Source organism: Chrysiogenes arsenatis DSM 11915, from assembly GCF_000469585.1.
Classification (GTDB): domain Bacteria; phylum Chrysiogenota; class Chrysiogenetes; order Chrysiogenales; family Chrysiogenaceae; genus Chrysiogenes; species Chrysiogenes arsenatis.
The window spans coordinates 130,678-152,098 of record NZ_KI273144.1; the positions used below are offsets into that span (position 1 = coordinate 130,678).

The following is a 21,421-nucleotide window of genomic DNA, read 5'->3' on the forward strand; positions in this document are numbered from 1 at the left end:
GGGAGAAAGCGGCGTATTATCCGCGGAGAAGCTGCATGAGCCCTTGCGGCAATTGGTTGGCCTGCGCCAGCATTGACTGTGCGGCCTGTGACAACATTTGCTTGGAAGTAAACTTCGACATCTCTTTGGCAACGTCTACGTCGCGAATACGAGATTCAGAAGCCTGCAAATTTTCACCCGCTACACTCAAGCTGTTGATCGTATGATCAAGGCGGTTCGATACCGCACCGAGTTTAGCGCGTTCGGAGTTGACGGTTACCAGCGCCTTATCAATCTTGGTGATCGCTTTTTGCGCCAGTTTCTGGTCGACTAGCGTTACATTCTCCAACCCAAGTGACTTGACATCGACTTGACCGATGCTGGTATTCATGGTCTGGCCTTCGTTGGCACCGATCTGGAAGTCGATCGAGTTATCAACAAGGTGCAGATACATGCTGGTTGGCTTTGTTTCAGCCGTAAACTCAAATTTCTGCAAACTGGTATTAAAAGTTGCACTGACACCGATGTTCCCTTTGAAGGCTACATCGACCCCTTGGATGACGTTCTCCATAATGCCATCACCCACGGTGTCACTACCAACAGGACGACCGGTGTGGGCATCGGTTACTCGAACGCTATAAACGTTTTCTTTCGCAGATTGAATTTCGCTGAGGTTCAGTGCATCAAGTAGTTTTTGGTCAGCAACGAGGCTCACTTCACCCTGAGCGCCATTAAAGAGCGAACGGAGCAGGATGGTGCCTTCGACAGCCGCATCACTTCCCGCAACGTTTGAGCCTTTGGCGATGAACTGCGAAACCATGTTATCAGTTTCGGCACTCTTCATTGTGATTCCAAGCCCTTTATCTTGGCTTGTCATAGCGGTCTTGAACTTATCAACCAAGCTGCTAATCGTATCAGCCGCCTCAAGGTAGATATCTACCTGCTTGCCATTGCCATAGAGGGTCATTTTCTGCGATACAGCAAATACGCTGGTTCCATCAGGAGTAATGAATGACTCTATGTCGCTCAGTTTCGTATATGCCGAGGCCAAACCTGACGTTCCACGAATCTCCATATTGACCGCACTGTCACGCATCGTCCCTTCTTGGTTCGCTTTGGTTTCAAGTGTGATAGAGCCGATCGTCATTGAACCGGTTTTTTCGTCAAGTTGAGCGATGTGGTAGTTGATGTCTTTTGGGCCAGCTGTCAAAATGGTGTTTTGGATACCATTCTCTTCACCAGCGATAAAGTATGCTCCCCGCAGTTCGCGTGGGGCTCCTGTGGCGCCATCGTCAAAGCGTTCGTCGATCTTAATCGCCCCTGCTCCCTGCGACATCAAAACACCGCTGGTGCTACCATCAAGCACGTTTGCAATGTTATCATCTATCGTCAGAAGAACTTTATCACCTTTGACAATTTTGTCACCCGTACCAAGCTGCATGATAGCGCCAGATTCAAAAACACTGGCAACTGCGGTTTTATCGTGCGTCTGTCCCGCAATGCCAGCAGCACCAAGTTGTACTTGACCCGTGTCACTGACCGTTACCTCAGACCACGCTCCGGCGGTTCCAGTTTTCACATCGATAAATCGAGCCCGTGCCGCACCTGATGCATCCCCAACAGAGCCACCAGAAGAGTTAACACTGATGTCGTTGTTGAATTCAATTTCGATATAGCCGTGCACTCCTTGTGTGATCAGATTCGCTGAACCTACACCTGATGCCACCAGCGCTTTATCTCCATCAATGGCAATATTAAACCGGTTTGTTCCATCATCAGAGAAAGCGCGTACTGACCAGCTTGAGCCAGTTTGCTGGTAGTAACCATTCACGGCGACACTATCAGCTAAGCTCATACTTTCGTTAACACCGCCACCAGTACCAATGTTTGCTGCCGTCTCACCAACAGCGTTAGCACCCGCAAAGGTACCGCCATTCGAAACTGCGGCAACGTTTACCCGATACGTACGATCATCAAGATCACCCGTCCGTACCCCTTCGGCATCCTTAATGCCGACAATGCCAGACTGGTTCGTGGTAGCTATATTGCCAACACCAGTGGTGCCAGCGGATACGACCCCTTGTGCCGTCAAAATATCACCCGCCATCGCCCCAGATTTCAAGGTCATGATGTCGGATTTCTGCACTTGGTTGGCGCCAACCTTGGTGGTGACATCAAGCTTATAGTTGCCAGTAACGACTTTATCACGCACGATTGCTTCCATCTTGCTGACATCTGAAGTCGACCAACGAGCAGTAGCGTCACCATTTAAGAGTTTTTTAGTGTTGAATTCGGTTGAGGTAGAGATTCGGTCGATCTCGTTTTTCAGCTGATCGACTTCTTTTTGGATTTCCTGACGGTCGTTAGAGGTGTAGGTGCCGTTAGCCGCTTGAACGGAAAGTTCCCGCATCCGTTGCAGGATGGCTGTGGTTTCGTTCAGCGCCCCTTCAGCCGTTTGGATCAGCGAGATGCCGTCCTGGGCGTTCGATACGGCGCGATCAAGGCCGCGGATCTGTCCACGCATTTTTTCTGAAATCGCAAGACCAGAAGCATCGTCAGAAGCACGGTTAATCCGTAAACCAGATGAAAGGCGTTCGAGAGACTTGGCGAGATCCCCGTTATTGACCCGCAGGGCATTCTGGGAATTCATTGAGGCAATGTTGTTGTAAATTGACATACTCATGGCGCTATCCTCCGTGATAGTTCGATTCGGCATCCTTGCCTGCTGACCATTTCGGATTTCACACGGGGAAACTTGAACAAAAAAAAGTCGGGGCGAACCCCGACTCAAGAAAATCAGCCAATAGTGCTGTTACGCGTTATCGTCGTAGAGCACACCAAGATATTTTTTTACCTCTGAGATCCGTTTCAGGTCGAAATCATTGGGAATCTGACGGATCTTCTCCCCTTTTTCGGTATCGTAAAGGGTAATCACCATCTGGCCACTACTTTCGTCGACCTCAAACTGCCGCGACACATGGAGATTTTTTAGCGACCGATTGATTTCGTCAATAGCTTGCCGCATCTCCTTTTGCTGTTCGGCAGTACGTGCTGGTGGCGCAGTTTCGTGCGCAGATGGAGCTTGGGGATCTCGACCCGCTGACACCTCAGCCGAGTCGCCACCTCCCCGACGCACCATCTTTGAGGGATTCTCACCGGTGCCGCCTACATGCAACGTTGATACTCTTCCAATGCTACTTTCAATATTCATGACACATCCCCCGCAAGGTGATTTGCCAATAGAGGTTTAGCCCCTACTGAAGCAAATCGGTTAACGCAAGAGTGCCATCAGCCCCTGTGGCAATGCATTAGCCTGAGCCAGCATCCCCATAGCGGCTTGTGACAGAAGTTGCTTTGAAGTAAACTGGGTCATCTCTTTAGCCACATCAACGTCACGAATACGAGATTCAGAGGCTTGCAGGTTTTCACCGGCTACGGCTAAGCTATTGATGGTGTGATCAAGTCGGTTCGATACCGCACCGAGTTTCGACCGTTCTGAGTTCACCGTCACGAGTGCTTTGTCAATAAGGCTGACCGCTTTTTGCGCGCTTGTCTGGTCGATAACGACAACATTTTCCAGCCCCATCGCCTTAATGTCCATCTGAGCAATGCTGGTATTCATCGTCTGACCTTCGTTGGCTCCGATCTGGAAGTCGATGGAGTTGTCGACAACGTGCAAGTAGGCTGTGGCAGGACTGGTTTCGGCAGTAAAATCAAATTTTGACTTTGAAGAATCCCACGTGGCATCAATACCAATGTTCCCTTTAAACTGAATCCCAAGTCCTTGGATCGTGTTTTCCATAATACCATTGCCCACTGTTGCCGCCCCTACTGGCCGGCCGTTATTGGCGTTGGTCACCGTTACAGAGTACACATTTTCTTCTGATTTTTGAATTTCAGCAAGGTTAAGGGCGCTCAATACTTTTTGGTCAGCAACAACTTTAATATCACCCTGCGCTCCATTGAACAATGAACGGATGATCATAGTTCCTTCAACGGCTGCATCGGTGTTTGTGATACTCGAGCCTTTGGCAATGAATTCAGCCACCTTGCTATCGGTATCGGCTTTCCCCATAGTGATACCTAAACCAGTCGACTCGCCAGTAATCGCTGATTGCAGTTTTGTTATGAGGTCAGCAATCGTGTCTGCCGCTTCAAGGAATACATCAGTTTGCTTTCCGTTGCCGTACAGGGTCACTTTCTGCGAGACGTTGAAAACGTTGGTACCGTCAGGGGTAATGAACGCTTCAATATCGCTGAGTTTTGTATAGGCTGACGCGAGTCCACCAGTGCCACGGAACTCCGCTAAAATTTCGCTATCTTTCTGAGTACCCACACTGTTGGCACTCATATCCAAAGATATTTTTCCGATAGTCAGCGAGCCTGTTTTTTCGTCTAGTTGCGCCAAGTGATAGTCGATGGTTTTTGCGCCCGCCGTCAACTGCGTATTCTGCAACCCATCAGCACTCGTAGCGACAAAGTAGGCGCCGCGCAACTCGCGAGGTGCTCCTACCGCTCCATCATCAAATCGCTCATCAATTTTAACCGCTCCCGCTCCCTGTGAAGAGGTCGCAGTGCCTTGCCCAAGAACCGTAGTGAAATTATCATCAATGGTAAGAAGTACCTTGTCGCCCTTCACCACTTTGTCGCCGGTTCCAAGCTGCAACAGGGAATTAGCAACAAAGACACTTGACGATGTAGTTTCATCCGATTTTTTCCCTGACACACTGGCGGCACCGACTTGCAGGCCACCGGTAGTATTGACGGAAACATCACTCCACGAGCCAGCTTCACCTGACTTCACATCAATAAATCGCGCCCGCGCTACAACCCCGGCCGTGGTGCCACCAGCAGCAGAACTGACTTGCAGGTCACTGGTAAATTCCAGCTCAAAGTAACCGTGAACTTTTGCGTCAATAATGTTTAGGTTAGCGGCGGCACCAGAGAAGACAATCGCTTGATCGCCATCAATGGCAACATTATTACGTGTGGTTCCATCCTCACTGATAGCCCGAATGGTCCAACTTGATCCTGTTTGTTGATAGTAACCATTTACTGCCACCGAGTCTGCAACACTGATTGTTTCAGCAGTACCGCCACCTTGGGCAACGCCAGAAAATGCACCACCGGCAGAAACAGTCGCCACATTAATGCGATAGGTGCGGTCATCGATATTACCAGTACGAACCCCTTCTAAATCTTTAATGCCTGCAATACCCGATGTATTGTCACTTGCGGCTACCGAGCCTACACCTGCCGCAGCTGTCAGTATATCGCCAGCGACTGCCCCTGATTTCAGGGTCATAATGTTCGACTTCTGCACCTGATTTTGACCAACTTTGGCAGTAACATCGATTTTGTAGTCACCACTGATCACCTTCCCACGCACCAACGCTTCGATCATCGTATTATCTGACGAAGACCAGCGTGCCGTTGCATCGCCGTTGAGCAGTTTTTTGGTGTTAAATTCAGTGGATGTGGAGATACGGTCGATTTCGCTTTTCAGCTGATCGACTTCTTTTTGAATTTCTTGGCGGTCGTTGGAAGTGTACGTGCCGTTAGCGGCTTGCACCGAAAGTTCGCGCATCCGTTGCAGGATAGACGTTGTTTCGTTCAAGGCACCTTCAGCGGTTTGAATCAGTGAGATACCGTCTTGAGCGTTTGATACGGCGCGGTCAAGGCCGCGAATCTGGCCACGCATTTTTTCTGAAATGGCCAAACCAGATGCGTCATCAGACGCACGGTTGATCCGCAAACCGGAAGAGAGGCGCTCAAGAGATTTCGTAAGGTCACTGTTGTTAACTCGCAGCGAGTTCTGCGAATTCATCGACGAAATGTTGTTGTAAATAGACATACTCATGACTGTATCCTCCGTGATGGTGGCAAGTGGTACCAGCACTTGCAATTACGTGACTTTCCAATCCTTGGAAAGGGGTGCATCGGGCAGTCAGTACGAGGCAAATTCCGTAACACCTCCGGCCTCTAAATTCCTGCTGAAAATCCCTTTTGCAAATTTTGTAAAATAATTCCTTAAGGTTTTGTATACAGCAGCCGAAACGGGTGTTGTATACGACGACAGAGGAGACCCAAGGGGTAAAAACGACCAGAGAAAAAACGACTTGCACGCTCATAGAGGCGCGGAAGCTTCCTTGCTATGGTGTAATCCCATCCGTGGTCACACTACAAGGCGCAAGAATATGTGGAAAAATAAAAACGTCAAGAAAAAAATGGCGTTATTTTTTCAAAACTACGGTGTTTATGAACACCCTTTGGCGCAACATCCACCGCGCGGGGCGGACTGCTGCCGTTCTTGATGCTGACCTGCCTGATGCAAAAAAGTTCGCAAAGCGATCTCTCGGCCTGACTGGAACGACCCGTCACAGCTCACATCAAGATAGGGGACGTGAAGTTGATGGCATAACGGTTTCAGCACCGCACTCGCCACCGTACTTGGCATGCAGGTAAAGGGATAGACATTCACAACTCCATTAAAGCCATGATCAATATACTCAATAGCCCCGCCGATACTGAGCGGAGCTTCTGTACCGATACGCGGGTCAAATAAACCGCTCTGTTGAAGTTTTTTCTCGATCTCATCCAACGAATGATCACCAGCAATATCGAGCACAACCTGCACCGTCTGATACATTTTCTTCTGTCGCACCTGAATGTATTTCAAATCAATTGCCGCCACAGCCCATTTTTTTGTTTGCCCGAACAGCGCCCCAAAACGGCGCAACTGCCAACTATTGGCAAGCTCACGGCGCGCTGCCGCTAATTGCTCATACGACACAAACTGGAGCCATTCGCCAATAGAGGCATTGACCACTTCCGCGCCATGCGCCTCAAGCGACTCAATCAATTCCTGATTGGCTTGCGGATGGGATCGCAGGTAAATTTCACCAACAATACCAATGCGCGGACGCATTGTCATATCCGGCGCTGTCAACTGCCGTGCTTGAGCAGCAATCTGGCGCAGCAGTCGATGCAATCCCCGAAAATCTAAGCGACTCCCTCTCTGCTCAATAAACGACTCAAGTTGCGCCAGCCACGTCTTTGCCGCCTGATCAACACTCCCCGCCACCTTTTCATACGGACGGGTACGCCAGATAATGCGGTCAAGTACATCAGCGGCCAGTGTCGCTTCGTACGCTAAGCGACGAAATTTCGACGCTACACCATCAGGAAGCAGCGAACCAGAACTGTACGCATCGCCCGTTGACATATAGACAATCGGAATATCGCGGAACTCCGGAAAGCGGTCGAGCACCAGCCGTTGCATTTTTGTATACATACCAAAACGACACGGCCCCTCCGCTTCGGGGAGAAAATAGACATACTGCGCGGGGTCAAAGCGCTCCCCATGCCGTGCTTTTTCGCGCTGCAAGTGGTGCAGAATATCTCCCAGCGTGATTTGACACGGGAAGCATTCCTTGCCGGAAGTGTATTCTTTGCCTAATGCTAAACCGCTATAGGTTTCCATAACTTCGGCATGCACGCCAAAAGCACGGAAACTGGCAGCCAAAAGGCGTGAACCATGCGGCGTCATATCGGGAATCAGGAGTTTCTTTCCGGCGAGCAAGAATTTCCCAACCCTTTCAGAAAGCGCTTGAAAGCCAGTTGCCTGCGGGTTGGTCATAGCACTTCATCCCCCCAATTCCTTACGACATTGCGAAAAGCCTCAATGCGCGTCACGATTCCCGCCGCCGCACTATGTTCATCCAACTCCAGTATCAACGACGGTTTTTGTCCCATAATATGGTGGTAGAAATGCTCTAGGAAAGAATCGGCGCCACACGAAAAATTAGTAATATGCACGCCGTACCAATGTGGAGTACGCGCCGTTAAGCGCGCCGTTTTCAAAATACGCGCTCCAAGCCCCCAGTACATGCGCGGGAAATCGCTGAGATCTTCACTGGCAACTTCCAGAAAGTCCATTGGCAACGCGCGAATACCCAGCTTGGAAAACTGCTTCCCAACCTGTAGGTTCAGGCGTTCGTCGTATAAATTATAAGGACGACCAGTAATGATCCAAAGCGGCTCACCCGCAGGAATCTGGCCGAGAATTTCTTTGCCGCGCACCATGAGCGACTGCTCAAATGCTGCTTGCGCTTCCCATGCTGCACGACTTGCCGCCTGCACCTCTGCCAGAGATGGCAACATTCCCTGCGGGAAAACATCACACAAACGGCGCGCCAGAATATCCGCACCATCTTTCAGATGAACCGTCGGTGCAATAATCTGCGCCCCCCCAAGTGACAAGGCCGCCTTCACCATAAATTGCGAGCTTTCCACCAATGGGCACAAATATCCCTGCTCTTCCGGTGCGCTCGGCATGTTAATGACATTCGGTAAAAACAGCAGAGGAACATTCAACGCACGCAGAATATCAACATGACCATGAAATACTTTTACCGGAAAACAGGTTTCCGAACTCATCGTTTCAATACCCCGTTGCACCGTGTTCCCATTGGTTGGAGCGGTAAGCACTACTTCAAACCCAAGTGCATGAAGCAAATGCACCCAAAACACACCCCAGTCGAGCATGTGCAATGCCAAAGGGACACCAATGCGTGGCTTGGTCGCAGTCGGCAATACTGTGGACTCGGTAACGATATGAACGTGGCATGCCGCTAAGGCCTGCAAAAACAAGGCATGCCGCAGTGCAAAATAATTTTCGGTTGGCTTGGCGTCGTGATGCGTTGTTTCGTAGCGGCCACAATCGCCACCCCACACGCTACGCCGTTCACCAAACTGATAGGTTTTCAGTTTACATTCGTTATGACAATTCGCTTCGGCACGGCAAATGCTTTCGCGCGCGCTGACATTAATGGCAAATAACGACGGCAGGTTACGCACTTTCGGCTCTGCTGGAGCCTGCTCACGCGCTACCAAAGCTGCGCCATAGGCTCCCATGACTTCGCGGTGACGCGGCACAAGAATCGGACGTTCCAGCACCCGCTCAAAAGCGGCCACAATCCCTTTATTCAGTGATGGCCCACCAAGAAACATAATCCGCTCGCCGACATGCCGCTTTTCCACCACGCGATGCAAGTAGTTATGCACAATCGCGTAACACAGCCCGGCAATTAAATCGTGCCGCGATGCCCCTTTCTGGGCATATCCCGCCATATCCGATTCCATAAACACCGTACAGCGCTCGGCAAGGGCAATCGGCGTCTTGGCATCAAGGGCAATTTCCTGAAACTCGCCAAAGATATTGATCCCCATTTTATTCGCGAGTTCATGCAGGAAACTCCCCGTGCCAGCAGCACACACCTTATTCATGACGAAATCAACCGGAGAGCCATTCTCTATCGCGATATATTTTGAATCCTGCCCGCCAATTTCAAAAATTGTGTCGATGGTATCATCCATCGCCAGCGCCCCACGCGCATGAGCGGTGATTTCGTCCAAAATAACATCCGCCGAAACAAAGTCCCCGATTACGTTGCGCCCGGAACCAGTCGTCGCAATCGCCTGCAACTGAAAGTAACCCCCGGTTTCCTGCCAAAGGTGCATTAAAAGCTGCTGCACTACTTCAATCGGTTTCCCTTGTGTCGGACGATAACATTTATGCAGCAGAGCGCCATGTTCATCAATCAGGGCATATTTCGTCGACGTTGAACCAATATCGATACCCAGAAAAGCCTTGGGCGCGACCGGCTCATCCCAACGAGCGGAACGTTCAAGGACATTAGAAGGGTCGAACACACTGTATTGTAATGTCAGCGGCTCGGTAAGGGGAAAACTCTGACCATTACCGTGATCCAGGTCAAGGCATGAGACATCAAGCTTGGCACGCGTCCCAGCTTGCAGCGAAAGTAAGGCTGCCCCAAGCGCTCCTAAAGAACAGTGCAACGGCGGAACAACAATATCGGGGAAGTAGGCGGAAAAGGCCTGAACCTGCAAGGCATTTGACGCCATACCACCAATGAATGCTATCGGGGCATGAAGGGCGCGTCCGGCTACCAATGTACTAACGTAATTCGCCGCGTTTCCGGCATGCAGGCCGGAAATGATGTTGGCCAGCGGCTCACCTTTATTTTGCAGATGAATCATGTCGGATTTCGTGAATACAGTACAACGACACGCCACGGCGGCTGGATATTTCGCCTGCTTCCCCAGTGCAATGAAGTCTTCCAATAACTTTTGCTGTCGCTCTTGTGCTGCCGAAGCTTCTGCCTCACCGTACATCGCTCCAGCAAGCCGTTCGGCCTGCTGATCAATAAATGAACCTGTTCCCGAAGCACACGGACCGTTCATGACAAAGGAATCAAGAAACCATCGCCCATCAGGGTGATAGCCCACCTCAAAAAGTGCCGCATCCTGCCCACCCATGGCAATAATAGAACGGACACCGGGCATAACCGCAACCGTACCAGCCACTTGAGCGATCGTTTCCACTTCATGAGGCATTCCAAGCAGGGAGGCAAAGTACATTGATTGCGTACCGGTAAAGGTAATACAGTCGAGCGTGTCGACGGAATAGCGCTCCAGAATCTCAGAAAAAACCACACGAAGTTCGGCTTTCGTGTGGCCAAAATGGCGACGATAGGGGAGTTCAAAGACGATTTGCCTTTGTCGATTCAGAATAATTGCATTGATACTTACAGAACCGACATCAATGCCGACACTATACATCAGCCCCCCTCTCTGGCGGTGACGCAAAATACTGTGAATATTGCACAGGGAAAAATTGTCCGATTCTTTACATTTTTCTTCTTACAAGAGCAAGGAAAAACGGAAATAGCGTTCTATTCCCGCCCGTAGCGCTCGCTCTGCTGCCACAATATGGTTCGTTCGCCATTCATTTCCGGGTCGCGCAACGGGTAGGCGCTGTCACTTCGCTGTAACTTGCCCGCAAGGTCGATAGGCACAAGTTCCAGCAAAGATGGCGAGGCAATCGTGCCAGGACGAATGCCACTATCGCGCAATACGGGCGGATGATACAAGGTAAAGCCAGCCATCTGGAGCGCAAGACGTATTGGTGTGGCTTGCGAATAGGTCGTCAACACCGCATGATCACAACAGCAAGCGCGCACCGCCTGAAAGTATTCGTAGCTCCACAGTTCAGGATTTTTCCGGGGACTAAACGCATCCTGATAGACAAGATCAAACATTTCATGTGCCTGTTTGATATACACCCGCGCATCGCCTTCATATACGACCACTTTCACCGAACCGCATTGATAATACCGCTCGCGCGCAATACCATCAAGACAAGCACGATACGGTGCCAGTTCGGTAGGATACAAGAGCGTTGGCAAGGCATTTAACAAAGCGCCATCCATTTCAGGTGCATGAATCGCTACTGTTCCCTGATAGCGCTGCTGATCGAGATACCAAAGGGTAACGAGGGTATTATAGCCCAACCCAAAGCAGATATCGAGCACCGTAAGGTGCGAACGCTGCCGGAAACCTATCAATTCAAGCCCTGGCTTTACATGCTTCTCCAGCGATTCGCGCCACGCACCATCGCGCACACTATGATAATGTTCCTGAAACTCAGAGGAATAAAGCGTCGCGGATCCATCAGACGTAACAACAGAAAATTTTGCGTGGTCATCCATACGGAAATCCTTTATTTTTATTGGGTGATCTGGTAGATAGTGGCGCACTTTACTTGGGGGACCTTCACTATGGATTTCAGTATTATCTCCGTTTTCATGCACGCCAGCATTTTCGCCAAATTCCTGATGGTGTTTTTGATCATTATGTCAATCGCGAGTTGGGCCGTTGTCGTCAATAAATGGCTTGTCTTTAGACGCATCGCTTCAGAAAACGAAAACTTCATGAAAATTTTCTGGTCACAACGGACGTTTGACCAGATTTCCATGAGTGCCGAAAACATGCGCTCCCCGCTGGCGGACATTTTCCGCATCACCTACAAAAACTTTAGTGACTTCCAGGGAGCTGGCGCGGACGCCGACCAGCAAATGATATTTGCCGAACGAATTATCCGCGCGGAGTCTATTCTAAAAATACGCGAGATGGAAGCCTCTCTGAACGTGTTAGCCATTACCGCCTCTTCCTCTCCCTTCATCGGACTCCTTGGCACCGTGTGGGGGATCATCAAATCGTTCCACGAAATCGGCAGTATGAAAAGCGCCACCCTTGCCGTTGTCGCCCCAGGAATTTCCGAAGCACTTGTTGCTACGGCCTTGGGACTATTCGTCGCCATCCCAGCGGTCATTTTTTACAATATTTATGCCAACCGTGTAAAAGAGGAAACCGCTGCCATGGAAGGATTTGCTGACGAATTACTCGCACTCTTAATGAAAAGGCGCTAATCCATGAAACTTCGACGTGATTTTTATCAGCCCATGGCCGAAATAAACATCATCCCGCTGGTGGACATCGTACTGGTACTCCTGATTATTTTCATGGTAACGGCACCGCTCTTGCAGCACGGCATCACCGTTGAGCTGCCAGAATCGCAAGCCAGCCTAAAGCTCGACGAGCAAAAAACACAGGTCGTCGTCACCGTGAACCACCAAGGGAAAATCGCCATCAACGACGTCACCATGGACATCGCCACCTTCCGCCAACGGCTGAAGGGACTGGTTGCGATACCAGATAAAACCTACGAAGTCGTAATTGAAGGCGACCGTCGCGTTGACTATGGCGCGATTGTAGCGGTTATGGATGCCGTCAAAGGCGAAGGAATCACCAGCATCGGACTCGTAACCAAGTAGGGACTATGACGCCTTCATTGCAATCATTGCCAACACCAAGTGCTTTCGGTATATCGTTCGTCCTTCACCTTGCGGTGATTGCGATCACGCTGCTGGCCTCCCAGTGGAGCGTACCACGCCCTAAAGTCGTGCCTGACTTTCAGGTTAACCTTGTTGCACCTCTGGAAAAGGTAGACCTCAGTACGGGCGCAGCACCAAGCAAACCAAAAGCGCCAGAAGCCCCGAAGGCACCACTGGTGGCGCCGGTCAGCACTCCAGCAAAAACACCAGTAGCGACACCACCGGCTCCAACACCGGCACCGGCACCAACACCAGCACCGGCGAAAATGGCCACACCAGCCAAGACCGCCCCAGCTGTTGACGCAAAAAAAGAAGAAGCTCAACTCAATAAGGCACTGGAGCAACTGCGGCAAGCCGCACAGAAAGAGGAACTGGAGCGGAGCACGCGCGAAGCCATGAACGCACTTGCGCAAACCAAGCCCCAACCAGCACCACAAGCAGCGCCAGCGCCGCGACCATCGACCGAATCTACCGCTGGCCAAGGTGTTGGCCCACGCACTGGCGAGCGCGACACCACAAACTACCTGACAGCGATCAGCGCCATTATTCAACAGAACTTTAAGAGTCGCGTCGATTTCGCCCACCAAACCACACGCGACCCCATCGTCCGCTTCACCCTGCGCCGTGACGGCAGCGTTGTGCCAGACTCAATCACCATTGAAACCTCAAGTGGCTCAACGGTGATTGACCGCTCACTCGTCCTCGCTGTACAACGGGGCAATCCGTATCAGCCGTTTCCAGCAAGCATTGACCGTTCTTCGATCACTATCAACGTAAAAGGAAATCTCCAATGATGCTACCGAAGCACCTTTTTGCCTCCACACTCTATCGCCCGTTCCACACCATTCTTGCGGTGCTGCTTCTTGCGCTCACACTTTTGCCAGCACACGCTCAGGATACCTACAATATAGAAGTGTCTCCCGTCGGGTTAACCTCGATTCCCATTGCGCTGCCACTTCCACTCCTTAGCACCGGCCTAGCACCGCAGTTCGCCCAATCCTTCCGTGATATTATCCTTTCAGATTTGAGCTATGCAGGCATTATCAGTGTCTTGCCTGAACAAGCTTACATTGCTGATGGGCATAGCGCCGAAGTGGACTACCGCAACTGGCTGTTGATCGGCGCAGAATTTTTGGTCAGCATTGAGTTAGTGTTAGATGGCGCCGATATCGAAGGGCGACTCCGCGTGCATGACATGGCACTGAAACGAGAGAAAGCCAATGTGCGCATTCGCGGGCGTTTCGATGACCATATTTTGCTTGCCCATGAAATTGCCGGACGAATCCTTTGGGAAGTCAGTGGCATCAAAGGATTTTTCAACTCGCGTATCGCTTTTGTGTCTGATCGCGCTGGCGATGGGAAACAAATTCACGTCATGGATTTCGATGGACGAAACCTCCTTAACTTGACGCGTAACAATAGCATCAACATCATTCCGCATTGGGTTGACGAAGCAAATATTGCCTTTACTTCGTACGTCAGACAGCGCCCTGAAGTGTTCGTACGCAATCTGACGGCTGGCCGCACTTCCGTGCTCGCCTCCTATGGCGGAACGAACACTGGTGGCATTGTCAGCCCCGATGGTCGCTATTTTGCGGTTACCATTTCACGCGACGGCAACTCGGACATCTTTTTGCTTCACCGTGACGGACGGATGTTCAAACAGTTGACCGATCATCGCGCTATTGACGTTTCGCCATCGTGGAGCCCAGACGGCAAACACATCGCTTTTGTGTCTGATCGTTCCGGCTCACCACAAATATACAAACTCAACGTTGAAACATTGCAAGCAACACGCCTCACTTTCAAAAACCGCTATAATACTTCCCCTTCATGGAGCCCAGATGGAAAAAAAATCGCATTTACTTCCCTAGAAAATAACGTTTTTAACATTTACACCGTCGATGAGAATGGATATAATCCGCGCAAGCTCACTGAGGGGACAGGACACAACGAATCTCCCCAGTGGTCGCCAGATTCGAATTATCTGGTGTTTACCTCAAATCGTACAGGCGAATATAAGCTGTATATTATGGATAGCACCGGAACGTTTCAAAAGCGCCTTCCCGACGGAGCTGGCAACAATGCCATGCCAAGCTGGTTGGTCTTTTTGCAATAAGGTTGTTAGGGTTTTTGGTATAAAAATTGTCGAGGTAAGAACAAAGGGGGCTTTTGTATGATGCGTTCACGTGTGATTATGAGTTTGTTGATTGGTGGTCTTTTAGTGAGTGGCTGCGCCAAGAAAGTCGTTATAGAAGATGCTGATGCCGGCAAACCTTCCGTAAGCACCAGCGCACCACAGGGTGGACAAGTCATTGACGGCCTTGCTGATCGCGAAAAGTATGCATTTTTCTCGCCAACACTCGGCAAGATTTACCTTGATGGCACATCACTCTACACCGTTCACTTTGACTTTGACAAATCAGAGCTGCGCGACGACACACGCCGCATTCTTGACAACAACGTACTCTTCCTGCGCAACAACGCCTCAACACGCGTTGTTATTGAAGGCCACGCAGACGAACGCGGCACCAACGAATACAACATTGCCCTTGGTGATCGTCGCGCAAAAGCCATCAAAGACTATTTGGTAACCAGCGGCATCGAAGCAAACCGCATGGAAACCATTTCTTATGGCGAAGAGAAGCCAGTTGATGGCCGTTCAGTTGAGAGCGCATGGTCGAAAAACCGTCGCGGAGAATTTGTTGCCGTCAGAAACTAATCAATTACGCTAAAGGACTATTACGCTTGCCTGCCCTTTCTCCTTGGGCAGGCAATTTTTTTCATTTTTTCTGGAATCGTAAAGGGACAACTATGAAACGGATACTTCTCTCCTCGACCCTCGTCGCCGCACTCTTGCTTGGTGGTTGTGCCACAAAAGATGACGTACGGACATTGCAAAATCAAATCGCCTTCTTAAACCAAAAACTCGAAAAAACCTCTACCGAGAGCCAAGCGAAACTCCAAGGCATACAACAAGATCAAGAACGACTCCGCCCGACCATTACCCGTTCACAGCTTGACATTTCCCTTCGCATAGAACAAATCGAACGCGAAGTAGCCAATTTAACGAACGCCCTTGAAACGAATGCGCGTCAATCGACCACCGCAACCAACAGCTTGACGCGACAACTGGAAACGCAGAACACCGAACTCCGTGCCGAAATCGCCACTCAAATCAAACAGAGCCACGACCAGCAAACCCTGCGCCTCAATGCAATTGCCGACTCGCTTGAAGCGCTCCGTATCGCTCAAGCCAGCCGACCAGCGCCAGCAGTCGCATCGCCATCTACCGCCGCAGCAACCAAAACCCCTAGCAAGCAAGCCACAGACGAAAAACCATATGACTACGCCCGCCGCCTTTATCGCGAAAATAAACACTCGCAACTCAAACAGGAATATGCTCAAATTTACGCCTCCGCTCCGGCAGGAGAAAAACCTGGCATCATGTATTGGTATGGCTCATCCGTACTCACGCTGAACGAATTTCGCGACGCCGCGCTGATTTTTGACGACTTAATCAAAAAATATCCCAGCCACTGGAGCGTTCCCTTTTCCTTACTGAAGCAGGGGCATGCCTTCCGCGGGTTAGGCGACAATAAAAGCGCCGAACTCTTCTATCGGCGCGTCCTCGCACAGCATGGCTCCAGCGACGCCGCAAAGCACGCTAAAACCGCACTGGAACAGAAATAAGGTCGAGTTTTTTCGCGACCGCACACACAACCACTCCATTTACGAAGGACACGAAATGCAAAAAGTTCTGAGCGGCATGCGCCCTACCGGACGGCTCCACCTTGGAAATTACTTTGGCGCCCTTGCCAACTGGGTCGACCTGCAAAACCAAGGGTATCACTGCCATTTCTTTGTGGCAGACTGGCATGCCATAACCACCAAGCATGACGAAACCGGCACCATTCGCCAAAACTCCCTTGAAATGGCGAAAGATTGGATTGCTGCCGGACTTGATCCACAAAAATCCGTGCTCTTTGTACAGTCGCTCGTGAAACAGCATGCCGAACTCTTTACGCTGCTGGCGATGATCACCCCAGTCGGATGGCTTGAGCGGTGCCCCACGTATAAAGAGCAAAAAGAACAACTCGGCGAAAGCAAAACCGCCCACCTCGGCTTTCTGGGTTACCCCGTCTTGCAAGCCGCCGATATCGTACTCTATGACGCCGACTTTGTCCCCGTTGGCGAAGACCAATTGCCGCACCTTGAAATTACGCGCGAAATTGTGCGCCGCTTTAACTTTATGTACGGCGAAACGCTCGTCGAACCACAAGCAAAACTGACGCAGGCACCAAAACTGACCGGAACCGATGGACGGAAGATGAGTAAGTCGTACGATAACTTCGTCGAACTTGCCGAAACCTCCGAGTCACTCTGGCAAAAAATTCGCAATATGATTACCGACCCAGCGCGCGTCCGGCGCAACGATCCCGGCAATCCCACTATTTGCTCCGTTTACGACTTCCATAAACTGTTCAGCAGTGCCGATGATCGTGCGCTGATTCAAACCGGCTGCACCACCGGATCAATGGGCTGCATGGACTGCAAAAAACTCCTCCGCGAACGGATGGATGCCTTTTTTGAACCGATGCGTGAACGGCGCGCTCAACTACACGATGACGATGTGCTGCACATCCTGCACGAAGGGTCACGCCGTGCCGCCGAGCACGCCGAAACCGTCATGCGCCGCGTCCGCCATCACATGAATCTGGATATTTAGCATGTATCAAATCCGGATCAAGGATTTCGAAGGGCCAATGGATCTTCTGCTGCACTTGATCTATAAAAATGAACTCGACATCAGCGAAATTAGCGTCAGCGCCATTGCTTCCGAATACCTGAGCTACGTCGAACAGATCGAAGCAGAATCACTCGATGTGGCCGGAGAATTTTTGGTCATGGCCGCCACGCTCGCCCTGATAAAAAGCAAAAGCCTTTTGCCGGGCGCTGCTGGAAGCCCCGACGATCCTCGCATAGAACTCGTACAAAAACTGCGTGAATACAAGAAATATCGCGAACTCTCCCTCACGATGGGGAGCATGGAAGAGGACGGCGAGTTTATCCTGCCGCGTGGCATTGCGCTGGAAGTGACTGAAGACGTTGAGACAGACATCGATTTCGAAGGTGGGCTCTACGACCTGGCACAAGCGTACGTCGGGTTGCTCGCGATGCTAAAACTCCGCAAAAACCACGAAATCACCATCTCCAGCATCAACATCATGGAACAAATGGAAAAAATCTTTGCCTATATTGTTCAAGTTAAACGGGTTGATTTTATGGCACTCTGCTCACTCTGCCTCAGCCGACTCGAAATGGTGGTCAGTTTTGTGGGACTTTTGGAACTTACCCGCCTCGGAAGAATCACGCTTGAAGCAGAAGAAGGACGGCTCATCGCATGTCATCGCAACAGCTGACCCCAGAAGAAACCCCTCAAGCATTGCCGGAAAAACATCGCGACGTTCTCGCTTTTGTTGAAGCCGCTCTGTTTGCTGCCGAAGAACCCCTGACTCCAGCACGCATCAGCCGTATCATTGACATGCCCGGCATTGGCGAAGGGACGGTTTCGGGTGCCATTCAGCACCTTAAAGCGAAATTCACGCATGGCATAACACTCAACGAGGCCGACGGCGCCTACTACTTTGGCACAACGAAAGAATCAGGTCGGGTCGTCAGTAAAGTACTTCTTGGATCACGCCGTTCCCGCTCTTCACGAGCACTGCTCGAAACACTAGCGATTATTGCGTATAACCAACCCGCTACCAAGAGCGATGTCGAAGCGATCCGCGGCGTCGACAGCACTTCACCCGTCAAACGGCTGCTGGACAAAGGGTTGATTGCTATCGCCGGACGACGCGAAAGCGCCGGAAAGCCTTTTTTGTACACCACAACACGCAAATTTTTGCAAACCTTTGGCATCAACAATATCGGCGAACTTCCCATCCCCGGCGATGAAAGCGAAGTTTTTGCACAAGACGAAGAATAAGAAAGAAGGATCTCCACTCTATGAAAAAGCGCTTCGCTCTGCGTAAAGAAAGCTTTTTGATTGCCATTGCCGTTGCCGCCTTAACCATTGCCTTTTGGGCACTCCTCAACCGCCCCGAACCAGAACCACCATGGCCGCCAACGATACAGGGATTCTCTTTTGCCCCTTTTCATGCCGACCAATCAGGGATCGATCAAACCTACCCGACACTCGAACAAATTGATGCGGACTTGGCACTGCTTGCCGGACGAACACATGCCGTGCGCACATATTCCGTCGATGGAACGCTTGGTGCCATCCCATATCTGGCGAAAAAACACAACATCAACGTCGCGCTGGGCGCGTGGATTGGCGATAATCACGACTCTAACGAAAAAGAAATCAACACCTTACTTGCCATCACGAAAACCGCAAAAACCATTGTCCGCCTTGTTATCGGCAACGAAGTGGTGCTGCGCGGTGATATCCCCGTCCCTGAACTTATCGACTATATCAAACGGGTAAAAAGCGAGACCGATCTGCGTGTCAGCACCGCTGAACCGTGGCACGTCTGGGTATCGCACCCTGAACTTGTCCCGCATGTCGACTACCTCGCCGTCCACATGCTCCCTTACTGGGAAGGGATCGACCATGAGCGCGCTGTGGAGTACGTTGTAGAAAAAATCGACCTGCTCAAGTCACTCTATCCCGATAAACCCATAGTCATTGCCGAGGTTGGCTGGCCAAGCAATGGGCGCACGCGCCTTTCCGCCGTCGCATCTCCCGCCAATGAAGCAACCTTCCTGCGCCGCTTCCTGACTCGTGCCAAAGAAGAAAATTATACCTACTACATTATGGAAGCATTCGACCAGCCGTGGAAGCGCGTCAATGAAGGATCGGTTGGAGCCTACTGGGGCGTATATGACGTTCATCGCCAACCAAAATTTACCTTTACCGAACCGATTGTCAAAATTCCGGACTGGCCGCTGCTGGCTGCAATTTCGGTCGTCGTCGCACTGATCACCTTTGCCCTGCTGCTGATCGACTCGCAGCGACTGACGCCGCGTGGCCGTGGCTTCCTCGCAATTATCGCTTACAGCGCCGCCACTGCCGCAGTGTGGGTCATTTACGACTACATGAACCAATACCTGACCACCACCAGCATTATCGTCGGCATTCTGCTGACGCTCGGGATGATCGGCGTTATCGTTGTCCTGCTGGCCGAAGCACACGAGTGGGCCGAATCGCTCTGGGTGCGCGAATACCGTCGCCTGTTCACACCAGAAACCGTTCCAGACGACCAATTACCGATGGTTTCCATCCACGTTCCCGCCTACAACGAACCGCCGGACATGATGATCGAAACGCTGAACGCCCTCGCCGCGCTGGATTACCCACGCTACGAAGTCATCGTCATTGATAACAACACTAAAAACCGAGCCGTCTGGCAACCCGTTCAGGAGCACTGCGAGCGCCTAGGAGAGAAATTCCGCTTTTTCCATGAAGATCCGCTGGCAGGCTTTAAGGCCGGTGCGCTGAACTTTGCCATGAAGCAAACCGCGCCCGAAGCCGAAGTTATTGCCGTTATCGACTCCGACTATCAGGTCAGTGCTCGCTGGCTACGCGACCTTGTGCCCCAGTTTGCCAACCCGAAAATTTCGATTGTCCAAGCACCGCAGGACTACCGCGATGCCCACGAAAACGCCTTTAAATCGATGGCATACGCCGAATATCGTGGCTTTTTCTATATCGGCATGATTACCCGCAACGAACGCAATGCCATTATCCAGCACGGCACCATGACGATGGTGCGCCGCTCAACCCTTGAAGAAGTGAACGGGTGGGCGGAATGGTGCATTACCGAAGATGCGGAACTGGGACTGCGTATTTTTGAACGGGGTGAAGAGGCAACCTATATCCCCCAAAGCTACGGACGCGGCCTGATGCCCGATACCTTTATCGACTACAAAAAACAACGCTTCCGCTGGGCGTATGGCGCCGTGCAGATTATGCGCCGCCACACTGCCAGCCTGCTGCGTGGCGGATCGAAAGGCGAACTGAGCTATGGCCAGCGCTACCACTTCCTCGCGGGCTGGCTCCCGTGGATGGCCGACGGCATCAACCTGCTCTTTAACCTCGCGGCGCTGTGCTGGTCGCTTGCCATGCTGATTGCGCCTACCAAAATCGACCCGCCCCTGCTGGTGTTTTCGCTCCTGCCACTGGCGCTGTTCGTCTTTAAGATCGGTAAACTCTTTTACCTCTACCGCACTCGCGTTGGTGCCACCTTCTTACAGACCATGGCCGCCGCCCTTTCAGGACTGGCACTGACGCATACCATCGGGCTGGCTATTCTCAAAGGATTCACCACCAGCGGTATGCCGTTTATCCGCACGCCGAAGCAGGCAAAATCGCAACCACTGCTCGGTGCCCTGCAGGCCGCGCGCGAAGAAACACTGCTGATGCTGGCACTCTGCCTCTGTGCCGCAGCTGTTTTACTGCAACTCGGCACCGATACACTTGATCTGGTCGTCTGGTCAGCCGTGCTGCTCTTGCAGGCCATACCGTACAGCGCCTCACTGGTAGTTTCCATCATCAGCGCCTTCCCGTGGCTCCCAGCACGGCTGATCGGCGAAACCGGCAGCATGAAAGAAGCAGCCAAAAGCGTCCTTGAACCATCATCAGAGCAACGCTGACAACCTGTCAAACAACAAAT

Annotated in this window: 16 protein-coding genes; 10 read left to right on the forward strand and 6 right to left on the reverse strand. The window is 51.3% G+C overall.

Annotated features, from left to right (window positions below):
• Positions 1-16: 16 nt before the first annotated feature.
• The 6 genes from P304_RS17535 to P304_RS15455 all read right to left on the reverse strand — a co-directional run bounded on the left by P304_RS17535 (position 17) and on the right by P304_RS15455 (position 11,552).
• Positions 17-2,662, reverse strand: coding sequence for a flagellin N-terminal helical domain-containing protein (locus P304_RS17535; protein WP_027390696.1), 2,646 nt, complete (start codon positions 2,660-2,662; stop codon positions 17-19).
• Between the two features lie 129 nt (positions 2,663-2,791).
• Positions 2,792-3,190 carry a flagellar protein FlaG gene (locus P304_RS0111795; RefSeq protein WP_027390697.1) on the reverse strand — a complete coding sequence of 133 codons (399 nt, stop codon included), beginning with the start codon at positions 3,188-3,190 and terminating at the stop codon, positions 2,792-2,794.
• Between the two features lie 60 nt (positions 3,191-3,250).
• Positions 3,251-5,839, reverse strand: a complete 2,589-nt coding sequence (locus P304_RS17540) for a flagellin N-terminal helical domain-containing protein (RefSeq protein WP_027390698.1) — start codon at positions 5,837-5,839, stop codon at positions 3,251-3,253.
• A 396-nt stretch (positions 5,840-6,235) separates the two neighbouring features.
• Positions 6,236-7,618 (reverse strand): CoA activase, encoded by a 1,383-nt coding sequence (locus P304_RS0111805; RefSeq protein ID WP_027390699.1) that lies wholly within the window; start codon positions 7,616-7,618, stop codon positions 6,236-6,238.
• On the reverse strand, positions 7,615-10,623 hold the full coding sequence (locus tag P304_RS15450; RefSeq protein ID WP_034765437.1) for an acyl-CoA dehydratase activase: 3,009 nt from the start codon (positions 10,621-10,623) through the stop codon (positions 7,615-7,617). The genes P304_RS0111805 and P304_RS15450 overlap by 4 nt, the downstream gene beginning before the upstream one ends.
• A gap of 113 nt (positions 10,624-10,736) precedes the next feature.
• Entirely contained in the window at positions 10,737-11,552 is an 816-nt protein-coding gene (locus P304_RS15455; protein WP_051321651.1) for a tRNA (5-methylaminomethyl-2-thiouridine)(34)-methyltransferase MnmD, read from the reverse strand.
• Positions 11,553-11,621: 69 nt separating this feature from the next.
• Between P304_RS15455 and P304_RS0111820 the strand changes: the two genes are divergently transcribed.
• From P304_RS0111820 to P304_RS15470, 10 genes are all read left to right on the forward strand, one after another.
• A complete protein-coding gene (locus tag P304_RS0111820; protein ID WP_027390700.1) occupies positions 11,622-12,272 on the forward strand; it encodes a MotA/TolQ/ExbB proton channel family protein in 651 nt (216 codons plus the stop codon).
• A gap of 3 nt (positions 12,273-12,275) precedes the next feature.
• Positions 12,276-12,677, forward strand: coding sequence for an ExbD/TolR family protein (locus P304_RS0111825; protein WP_027390701.1), 402 nt, complete (start codon positions 12,276-12,278; stop codon positions 12,675-12,677).
• A gap of 5 nt (positions 12,678-12,682) precedes the next feature.
• A complete protein-coding gene (gene tolA, locus P304_RS0111830) occupies positions 12,683-13,531 on the forward strand; it encodes a cell envelope integrity protein TolA (protein WP_027390702.1) in 849 nt (282 codons plus the stop codon).
• Positions 13,528-14,856 carry a Tol-Pal system beta propeller repeat protein TolB gene (tolB, locus tag P304_RS0111835; RefSeq protein ID WP_027390703.1) on the forward strand — a complete coding sequence of 443 codons (1,329 nt, stop codon included), beginning with the start codon at positions 13,528-13,530 and terminating at the stop codon, positions 14,854-14,856. Before tolA ends, tolB begins: the two co-directional genes overlap by 4 nt.
• 57 nt (positions 14,857-14,913) lie before the next feature.
• Complete coding sequence (gene pal, locus P304_RS0111840; protein WP_051321652.1) at positions 14,914-15,459, forward strand: peptidoglycan-associated lipoprotein Pal; 546 nt, start codon at positions 14,914-14,916, stop codon at positions 15,457-15,459.
• Between the two features lie 92 nt (positions 15,460-15,551).
• Complete coding sequence (locus P304_RS0111845) at positions 15,552-16,430, forward strand: hypothetical protein (protein ID WP_027390705.1); 879 nt, start codon at positions 15,552-15,554, stop codon at positions 16,428-16,430.
• A 55-nt stretch (positions 16,431-16,485) separates the two neighbouring features.
• Positions 16,486-17,466 carry a tryptophan--tRNA ligase gene (gene trpS, locus P304_RS0111850; protein WP_027390706.1) on the forward strand — a complete coding sequence of 327 codons (981 nt, stop codon included), beginning with the start codon at positions 16,486-16,488 and terminating at the stop codon, positions 17,464-17,466.
• Between the two features lies 1 nt (position 17,467).
• Positions 17,468-18,160 (forward strand): segregation and condensation protein A, encoded by a 693-nt coding sequence (locus P304_RS15460; RefSeq protein ID WP_027390707.1) that lies wholly within the window; start codon positions 17,468-17,470, stop codon positions 18,158-18,160.
• Positions 18,142-18,729, forward strand: coding sequence for an SMC-Scp complex subunit ScpB (gene scpB / locus P304_RS15465; RefSeq protein WP_051321653.1), 588 nt, complete (start codon positions 18,142-18,144; stop codon positions 18,727-18,729). The genes P304_RS15460 and scpB overlap by 19 nt, the downstream gene beginning before the upstream one ends.
• Before the next feature lie 20 nt (positions 18,730-18,749).
• Positions 18,750-21,401 (forward strand): glycosyltransferase, encoded by a 2,652-nt coding sequence (locus P304_RS15470; RefSeq protein WP_084417703.1) that lies wholly within the window; start codon positions 18,750-18,752, stop codon positions 21,399-21,401.
• Positions 21,402-21,421: the final 20 nt, after the last annotated feature.

Bases quoted from the DNA above. Each gene is read 5' to 3' on its own strand.
- trpS (WP_027390706.1), top strand. From the start codon at position 16,486: ATGCAAAAAGTTCTGAGCGGCATGCGCCCTACCGGACGGCTCCACCTT.
- P304_RS17540 (WP_027390698.1), bottom strand. From the start codon at position 5,839: ATGAGTATGTCTATTTACAACAACATTTCGTCGATGAATTCGCAGAAC.
- P304_RS0111795 (WP_027390697.1), bottom strand. From the start codon at position 3,190: ATGAATATTGAAAGTAGCATTGGAAGAGTATCAACGTTGCATGTAGGC.
- P304_RS15460 (WP_027390707.1), top strand. From the start codon at position 17,468: ATGTATCAAATCCGGATCAAGGATTTCGAAGGGCCAATGGATCTTCTG.
- P304_RS15450 (WP_034765437.1), bottom strand. From the start codon at position 10,623: ATGTATAGTGTCGGCATTGATGTCGGTTCTGTAAGTATCAATGCAATT.
- tolB (WP_027390703.1), top strand. From the start codon at position 13,528: ATGATGCTACCGAAGCACCTTTTTGCCTCCACACTCTATCGCCCGTTC.
- P304_RS17535 (WP_027390696.1), bottom strand. From the start codon at position 2,662: ATGAGTATGTCAATTTACAACAACATTGCCTCAATGAATTCCCAGAAT.
- tolA (WP_027390702.1), top strand. From the start codon at position 12,683: ATGACGCCTTCATTGCAATCATTGCCAACACCAAGTGCTTTCGGTATA.
- P304_RS0111845 (WP_027390705.1), top strand. From the start codon at position 15,552: ATGAAACGGATACTTCTCTCCTCGACCCTCGTCGCCGCACTCTTGCTT.
- P304_RS0111825 (WP_027390701.1), top strand. From the start codon at position 12,276: ATGAAACTTCGACGTGATTTTTATCAGCCCATGGCCGAAATAAACATC.
- scpB (WP_051321653.1), top strand. From the start codon at position 18,142: ATGTCATCGCAACAGCTGACCCCAGAAGAAACCCCTCAAGCATTGCCG.
- P304_RS15455 (WP_051321651.1), bottom strand. From the start codon at position 11,552: ATGGATGACCACGCAAAATTTTCTGTTGTTACGTCTGATGGATCCGCG.
- P304_RS0111820 (WP_027390700.1), top strand. From the start codon at position 11,622: ATGGATTTCAGTATTATCTCCGTTTTCATGCACGCCAGCATTTTCGCC.
- P304_RS0111805 (WP_027390699.1), bottom strand. From the start codon at position 7,618: ATGACCAACCCGCAGGCAACTGGCTTTCAAGCGCTTTCTGAAAGGGTT.
- P304_RS15470 (WP_084417703.1), top strand. From the start codon at position 18,750: ATGAAAAAGCGCTTCGCTCTGCGTAAAGAAAGCTTTTTGATTGCCATT.
- pal (WP_051321652.1), top strand. From the start codon at position 14,914: ATGATGCGTTCACGTGTGATTATGAGTTTGTTGATTGGTGGTCTTTTA.